At 58.8% G+C, this 1,127-nt stretch carries 2 protein-coding genes; both read left to right on the forward strand.

Annotated features, from left to right (window positions below; all coding sequences use genetic code 11):
- Positions 1-467, forward strand: a 467-nt coding sequence (locus ACXJ5O_RS27810; RefSeq protein WP_457302731.1) for a sigma-70 family RNA polymerase sigma factor, incomplete at its 5' end; no start/stop codon positions are given.
- A partial coding sequence (locus ACXJ5O_RS27815; RefSeq protein WP_457302732.1) for an anti-sigma factor family protein occupies positions 460-1,127 on the forward strand: 668 nt, incomplete at its 3' end. The genes ACXJ5O_RS27810 and ACXJ5O_RS27815, both read left to right, overlap by 8 nt.

Genomic DNA, 1,127 nt, shown 5'->3' on the forward strand with positions numbered 1-1,127 from the left:
CGCTAACCCGCAACGAGACCGACGCGGAAGACCTTGTACAGGATACGCTGGTACGCGCTTACGAGCGGCGCAGTCATTTTCGCAACGGCGGAAACCTGAAGAGTTGGCTTTTGTCGATCCTGCATAATGGCTTTATCGACCGCAAGCGTTCGAGCCAGTCGGAAGCGCGCCGCGGGGATGCTTTGGCAGTCATTGCCGAAACCGTCCTCCAGCCACCGCAGGAGCATTCCATGCGGTTAATGGAGGTCAGGGATGCCTTTTTTTCGCTGCCCGAAGAGCAGCGAGCAGCTCTGCATTTGGTAGCGATCGAAGGTCTCTCCTACGAAGAAGCTGCAGCAACTTTGGGAATTCCGATTGGCACGCTGATGTCCAGAATTGGCCGCGCGCGTGCGACACTGCGCTCTCTCGAGGCTGAGCAACCTGGCAAAGCCGCACATCTGAAAATTGTTGGAGGCCGCGATGAATGATGCGATTGACCCTGTCGTTGAGGCCGACCTTGATGCGTATGTCGACGATCAGCTGGATGCGGGCCGCCGCATCGAGATCGCCCGTTATCTCTCGCATCATCCCGAGCAGGCTGCCCGCGTCATGTCGGATCTGCAGGCGAGGGACGAATTGCGGCTGGCGCTAACCGGCATGCACAGCAAGGGATCGCCGGAGACGAGCGAAGCGGCGCGCCGCCTTGAACGCGGCCTTATGCGAAACCGGCTGCTTGGCAATTTACAACGTGTTGCCGCGGTCGCTGTTCTTGTCGGTCTCGGGTGGCTGGCACATGCCGGCTTTGGCCCGCTGACCATCTCGCAGGTCGTCGCCTCGACTCCGCCGCCAACTTATGTTTCAGATGCAGTGATGGCCCACAAGACGTCCTTGGTCAGGGCAGAGATGACGTCGCAGTCTGAGGTGAATAGTTACGATCCTGCGGAAATACGTGCGGCCACCGCTATCACCATGCCACAACTTCTGGACCGTTGGACCGTCAATGATGTCCAGCTTTTCCCATCAGCCTTCGGACCAAGTGTCGAGATGGAAATCACATCCGTGGACATGGGACGGCTCTCGCTTTTCGCGGTTCGCCCCGGCAGTTTCGATGTCGTGAAGCCAAAAGCAGTGCGTGTGGGCGATAGCTC

Source organism: Phyllobacterium sp. P5_D12 (assembly GCF_054049495.1).